This is a genomic window from uncultured Escherichia sp. (assembly GCF_948475835.1).
Lineage (GTDB): Bacteria > Pseudomonadota > Gammaproteobacteria > Enterobacterales > Enterobacteriaceae > ECMA0423.
In genome coordinates this window covers 1-6,274 of the sequence record NZ_CAOLGM010000183.1, presented here as the reverse complement: position 1 = coordinate 6,274, position 6,274 = coordinate 1, and the positions used below count along the sequence as shown (strand labels likewise).

6 protein-coding genes are annotated in these 6,274 nt (G+C 46.4%); all 6 read left to right on the top strand.

The window, feature by feature from the left end; all coding sequences use genetic code 11:
* A partial coding sequence (paaX, locus tag QZF50_RS22065; RefSeq protein WP_290388996.1) for a phenylacetic acid degradation operon negative regulatory protein PaaX occupies positions 1 to 917 on the top strand: 917 nt, incomplete at its 5' end.
* On the top strand, positions 899 to 1,489 hold the full coding sequence (paaY, locus tag QZF50_RS22060; protein WP_001123447.1) for a phenylacetic acid degradation protein PaaY: 591 nt from the start codon (positions 899 to 901) through the stop codon (positions 1,487 to 1,489). The genes paaX and paaY, both read left to right, overlap by 19 nt.
* A gap of 229 nt (positions 1,490 to 1,718) precedes the next feature.
* Complete coding sequence (gene pdxI, locus QZF50_RS22055; RefSeq protein ID WP_000097796.1) at positions 1,719 to 2,579, top strand: pyridoxine 4-dehydrogenase; 861 nt, start codon at positions 1,719 to 1,721, stop codon at positions 2,577 to 2,579.
* Between the two features lie 63 nt (positions 2,580 to 2,642).
* Positions 2,643 to 4,949, top strand: coding sequence for a DUF2773 domain-containing bactofilin (locus QZF50_RS22050; protein WP_000471489.1), 2,307 nt, complete (start codon positions 2,643 to 2,645; stop codon positions 4,947 to 4,949).
* 170 nt (positions 4,950 to 5,119) lie between these two features.
* Positions 5,120 to 5,725, top strand: a complete 606-nt coding sequence (locus tag QZF50_RS22045; RefSeq protein ID WP_001460863.1) for a CDP-alcohol phosphatidyltransferase family protein — start codon at positions 5,120 to 5,122, stop codon at positions 5,723 to 5,725.
* Positions 5,725 to 6,274 (top strand): phosphatidate cytidylyltransferase (locus tag QZF50_RS22040; protein ID WP_198465445.1); only part of this gene is annotated, 550 nt, incomplete at its 3' end. The genes QZF50_RS22045 and QZF50_RS22040, both read left to right, overlap by 1 nt.

Genomic DNA, 6,274 nt, shown 5'->3' with positions numbered 1-6,274 from the left:
TAAACGCTGTTCCGGTCAGTGGCACATCTTTGATCTCCTCACTGTATGGTGATTCGCTTTCCCATCGTGGTGGTGAAATCTGGCTTGGTAGTCTGGCTGCTTTGCTGGAAGGGCTGGGATTTGGTGAGCGTTTCGTGCGCACTGCTTTGTTTCGTCTTAATAAAGAAGGCTGGCTGGATGTTTCCCGCATCGGGCGACGCAGTTTCTATAGCCTCAGTGATAAAGGCTTGCGCCTGACGCGACGGGCAGAAAGTAAAATTTATCGCGCAGAGCAACCTGCATGGGATGGTAAATGGCTCCTGTTGCTCTCGGAAGGTTTAGATAAAGCGACGCTGGCTGATGTCAAAAAGCAGTTGATCTGGCAAGGTTTTGGCGCACTGGCACCCAGCCTAATGGCATCGCCGTCGCAAAAACTGGCGGATGTACAGACACTTTTGCATGAAGCGGGGGTGGCGGATAACGTGATTTGTTTTGAAGCGCAAATACCACTGGCGCTTTCTCGCGCAGCACTGCGTGCCAGAGTAGAAGAGTGCTGGCATTTAACTGAACAAAATGCCATGTACGAAACCTTTATTCAGTCATTCCGCCCGCTGGTGCCGCTGTTAAAAGAGACGGCAGACGAGTTAACCCCGGAGCGTGCATTTCATATTCAGCTTTTACTGATCCATTTTTATCGCCGTGTCGTCCTTAAAGACCCATTGTTGCCGGAGGAGTTGCTTCCGGCTCACTGGGCAGGGCATACGGCGCGTCAGCTGTGTATCAACATTTATCAGCGCGTAGCGCCTGCTGCTTTAGTGTTCGTTAGTGAAAAAGGTGAAACCTCAGTCGGTGAACTGCCTGCGCCGGGAAGCCTGTATTTTCAACGTTTTGGCGGCTTGAATATTGAACAGGAGGCGTTATGCCAATTTACCAGATAGATGGTCTGACTCCGGTTGTGCCAGAAGAGAGCTTTGTCCATCCGACAGCGGTATTGATCGGCGATGTTATTCTCGGCAAGGGCGTTTACGTTGGGCCTAATGCCAGCCTGCGTGGCGATTTTGGTCGTATCGTGGTGAAAGATGGCGCGAACATTCAGGATAATTGCGTTATGCACGGTTTTCCCGAGCAGGATACTGTCGTGGAAGAAGATGGGCATATTGGTCATAGCGCTATCCTTCACGGCTGCATTATCCGCCGCAATGCATTAGTGGGAATGAACGCGGTAGTGATGGACGGTGCGGTGATTGGCGAGAACAGCATTGTTGGCGCATCCGCATTTGTGAAAGCCAAAGCAGAAATGCCTGCTAATTACCTGATTGTCGGCAGCCCGGCCAAAGCGATTCGTGAACTTAGTGAGCAGGAGTTGGCATGGAAAAAGCAGGGTACGCATGAGTACCAGGTGCTGGTGACACGCTGTAAGCTGACGTTGCATCAAGTCGAACCATTGCGGGAAGTTGAACCTGGCAGGCAGCGCCTGGTATTTGATGAGAATCTGCGACCGAAACAGTAACGTCCAGATACTGAACATTCTAATTTTTAGCATGTGATACCTAAACCGCAACGCTGATACAGGTTGCGGTTTTTTATTGCCGGATGCGGTACTTGTCGCGTTTTGTTTTGTGTTTTTCAGGACAATAGAGCAACTCATCCAGTAATCTTGTTTACGCCCTCGCATTATTTATCTCTTTTCGTTTCTATACTGATTTTTCTTAATCCGTTTTATTACAGGGCAGGGTGCGATGAGCAGCAATACATTTACTCTCGGTACAAAATCCGTTAACCGTCTTGGTTATGGCGCGATGCAACTGGCAGGTCCTGGGGTTTTTGGCCCCCCAAGAGATCGCCACGTCGCTATAACCGTGCTGCGCGAGGCGCTGGCATTGGGCGTCAATCACATTGATACCAGCGACTTTTATGGTCCGCACGTCACCAATCAGATTATCCGCGAAGCGCTTTATCCTTACTCTGACGACCTGACAATTGTCACTAAAATTGGTGCGCGGCGTGGAGAGGACGCTTCCTGGTTGCCCGCCTTTTCTCCGGCAGAGTTGCAAAAAGCGGTGCACGATAATCTACGTAATCTCGGCCTGGACGTACTGGATGTGGTTAACCTGCGCGTTATTATGGGGGATGGTCATGGCCCAGCGGAAGGATCGATTGAGGCCAGCCTGACCGTGCTGGCAGAGATGCAACAACAAGGCTTGGTAAAACATATTGGCCTGAGCAACGTCACACCGACGCAGGTTGCAGAGGCGCGCAAGATTGCCGAAATTGTCTGTGTGCAAAACGAATACAACATCGCGCACCGTGCTGATGATGCAATGATTGATGCTTTGGCCCACGATGGCATTGCCTACGTGCCGTTCTTCCCGCTCGGGGGCTTTACACCGCTGCAATCCTCTACGCTGTCGGATGTTGCTGCGAGCCTGGGTGCAACACCCATGCAGGTGGCGCTGGCGTGGCTGTTACAACGTTCACCGAATATTTTGCTGATCCCAGGGACGTCTTCTGTTGCGCATTTACGGGAGAATATGGCTGCTGAAAAATTGCATCTTTCTGAGGAAGTGTTGTCTACGTTGGATGGTATTTCGCGAGAATAACGAATATACAAAAGGGAAAGATGCATTTCCCTTTTGTTTCTTTTTTAATGGCATGGAGTGCATATGTTTAAGGCCAGGATTTGCGGCTGGATAGGTTTACTTCCCCTGTTTATGCTGAGTCTTCCAGTACAGGCGGAACTTCGATGTGTTGCAAATACAGTTGATATTGAACCATTTTTTTCTGCGGCTACCGCTGAAGATAAACAACAAGTTGAACAAGCTATCAACAGTAGCGTGAATCTTGTCCCCTTCGGTTTATCTGCATCGGACTGGAAAGTGCATCGTGGCGATTTAGTGGTAGAAGGTAATATAGAGAGTAATCAAAAATTGATTGTTCTTGGTAATTTGACAGTCAAAGGTAATATTTCCACTTTCTCTCTTTCTAATCCATGGGTTATTCTCGGTAACGTGACGGCAACGAATATAGTTACGGATTCACCACTGTTAATTACCGGTTCGATAAATGCAAGTGGACTGGTATTTATCGACTCATATTACGATAATCCGTCTTCGATTAAGGGGAGTATTAATGCGCGTGGAATATTTATCAATGACATAATTGCACCTGTTGTTGCGTCTTCGACAAATAGTGAATTCATGGTCCGTGCGAGTGACAAAAATGACACTGAAAATGTCAAAAAAGCGCTGATGATAATAAATCCTGATGCATATTATTGGGGTCTAATAAATGATGAAGATGCTCTGAAAGAAATTTTTAAGCGAAGCAATATTCGCATGGCAGGGAATGTCTGTAATCAGATGAAAAAAGAAGCGCTGTTTCGCCCTAAGCCTTCTCCTGAGTTAGTGCAGGAATTGCAAATGCTGGATGAAGGCAACGTTGCTGCATTTGAAGGACGAGATATTGCGACATTTGATCTTGCCATAATGCGAACTCTCCCAAGGCTTAAAGGAATTTCAGCTAACCTACGCAAACAACTTATTAATAGCAATGATGAACAAACGATTGAAAGTATGGCGAGATATATGCCTGACAATGAGATTCTGGAGTTGACCGATCAGCAATTGGGTTACCAGCCTGTTGTTCTGGGGTTGCTCGACCGTGAACCGCTCTCTGTCGAAATAATGACGCGAATGAGTCGTCTACCTGATGGTGTCGGTCCGTTGAATCTTGCGCTACGTGAAAATCTCCCTCTGGATATCGTAATGACTCTGGCGAAAAGAGATTGGGATATGATCATTCAGGAGCTTTATAAAGATGCGTGGTTATTGCCTGAATCCATTATTGATGGCTATATCCGCAGTGATGATTCCTCTATTCGTCAGGTCGGTGCTGGAGGACAACTCACCTACAATCAGGCAATGCAGTTGGCGAACGATTCATCAAACAATGTTGTCACAAGCTTAGCGTTCAAGCTGGCAGAGATGAAACACCATGGTCAATTATTGCGGATGACGCCACAAGAGAGTGACAAAGTTGCAGCCTATTTATACCAAAAATTCGAGAATGACGATGATCTAATACGTGTGTTATTTTTAGCATTGCCAGATAACTTACAGTTTAATTTTGTTAAAAGGATGGAGAAAAAATCCCCTGCCTACTTTTGCTGTCGGGATATGCAGGTAATTCACTCTGACGCTGCTCTACAACGGTTATTGACACGTTTCAACGATCCTGAGGGGTGGAGTAATCTGGCGAAAAATCAGTATCTGAGCACGTCGATGAAACAAAAAATTTGGCAACGTGCTTTATCGCATCGGAAAAATAATCCGAAAGCAGATTCAGCTGCGTATGAAACCAGCGCTGATATGATTTTGTCTGAGCTTATCAGCCACGGTGAAGTTGATGATCAGATGCTATTAAATGCCACAGCCCTGATACGTTTGGAAGACTGGGACTTTTTAGAGAGTGCATTAGTTAGTTGGGATAATTTACCCGCTGTTGTCCTCAAGGAATTACAGCAAAATACGCCACGCAATGATATTTGGGCGAAGTTTTTTCTGAGGCAGGAAAACAGCTCCCGTGCGCAGGTTGATGAAGCATTACGCGTCTATTATGCACTCGACCCCGATGCGTTAGCACAACTGGATGTACTGGCAAAACAACCGGATCGTATATGGTGGAGTACACTGGCGAAAAGCAATCTCACATTTTTCAAGTTCGGCGCACTTAACAACCGCCACACACCGCCTGCAGTACTGGCGGCAGAAATTGATCCCGAGTGGTGGATTGTGGCGATGAATAATCCCCGTTTTCCAGTTGATGTATTAAAGGCGAGGCTGAAACGTGATCCTTTGCTGGCGTTAGAGCTTGTTAACCCTGAACTGGATTTAGTCCGCCAGCTGGCGCTTAACGGTAAGACGCGCGCAATACGGGAACAAGCGATGAGAAAACTTGATGAGTTGTATTGATCCACAACGTAATATTTCTTAACCCTTTGATTAATTGGGGATAATTATTCCTGACAGTGAGTCCCCAATACCTTGATATATTCTGAATTTTTAATGAAGCGGCGTGTTGCGATATCTCCGTCAGGGGAATTGATGCACCATAGCGCAAACCGAATTATCAAGGATTGATAATGACGCTCTACCAGATAAAACCGCTCTTTCAGTCGCTGTTAAGGCCGACGATGTTTTGGCTTTACAAGCACCACGTTACAGCGAATCACATCACTCTTGCTGCACTGGCGCTTTCTCTTCTTACCGGATTGCTGTTGGTGTTGGTGGCACAACCCATCCTCTTTTTGCTATTGCCCATCGTGCTTTTTATCCGTATGGCGCTCAATGCGCTGGATGGCATGTTGGCGCGTGAGTGCAATCAGCAAACACGTCTGGGGGCGATTTTGAATGAAACTGGCGATGTTATTTCCGATATTGCGCTCTATTTACCGTTTTTATTTTTACCGGAAAGTAACGCATCACTCGTAATACTCATGTTATTTTGCACCATATTGACTGAGTTTTGTGGTTTACTCGCGCAGACAATTAACGGTATTCGCAGTTATGCCGGTCCATTCGGCAAAAGCGATCGTGCGTTAATATTTGGGTTGTGGGGGCTGGCCGTTGCCATTTATCCACAGTGGATGCAGTGGAATAATCTTTTATGGAGCATTGCTTCAATTCTGCTTCTCTGGACTGCGATTAATCGTTGTCGGAGTGTGCTTTTTATGAGTGCTGAAAGATAATGCTGGAAAAATCTCTGGCAACACTTTTCGCGTTGTTAATTTTAGCAACGCTGATAAACCGTTTTCTGCTATGGCGGTTACCGGAGAGAAAAGGGGGTGAGGTTACATTACGTATTCGTACCTGGTGGGGCATCGTCATTTGTTTTTCACTGGTGATTTCAGGTCCACGCTGGATGACGTTGACGTTTTTTGCGCTGATAAGTTTTCTGGCATTGAAAGAATATTGTACGCTTATATCCATACATTTTCCGCGGTGGTTATATTGGGTTATTCCTCTTAACTATTTGCTTATCGGTTTTAATTGCTTTGAGCTGTTTCTGTTATTTATACCTTTGTCTGGGTTTCTGATATTAGCCACCTGGCGAGTTTTTGTGGGTGAACCCTCCGGTTTTCTGCATACCGTGAGCGCTATTTTTTGGGGCTGGATAATGACCGTTTTCGCCTTGAGTCATGCCGCCTGGTTATTAATGTTGCCATCCATGAATATCCAGGGCGGGGCGTTACTGGTGTTATTTCTTTTGGCATTAACCGAGTCAAACGATATTGCAC

Coding starts and splice junctions, on each gene's coding strand:
- paaY (WP_001123447.1), top strand. CDS start 899: ATGCCAATTTACCAGATAGATGGTCTGACTCCGGTTGTGCCAGAAGAG.
- pdxI (WP_000097796.1), top strand. CDS start 1,719: ATGAGCAGCAATACATTTACTCTCGGTACAAAATCCGTTAACCGTCTT.
- QZF50_RS22050 (WP_000471489.1), top strand. CDS start 2,643: ATGTTTAAGGCCAGGATTTGCGGCTGGATAGGTTTACTTCCCCTGTTT.
- QZF50_RS22045 (WP_001460863.1), top strand. CDS start 5,120: ATGACGCTCTACCAGATAAAACCGCTCTTTCAGTCGCTGTTAAGGCCG.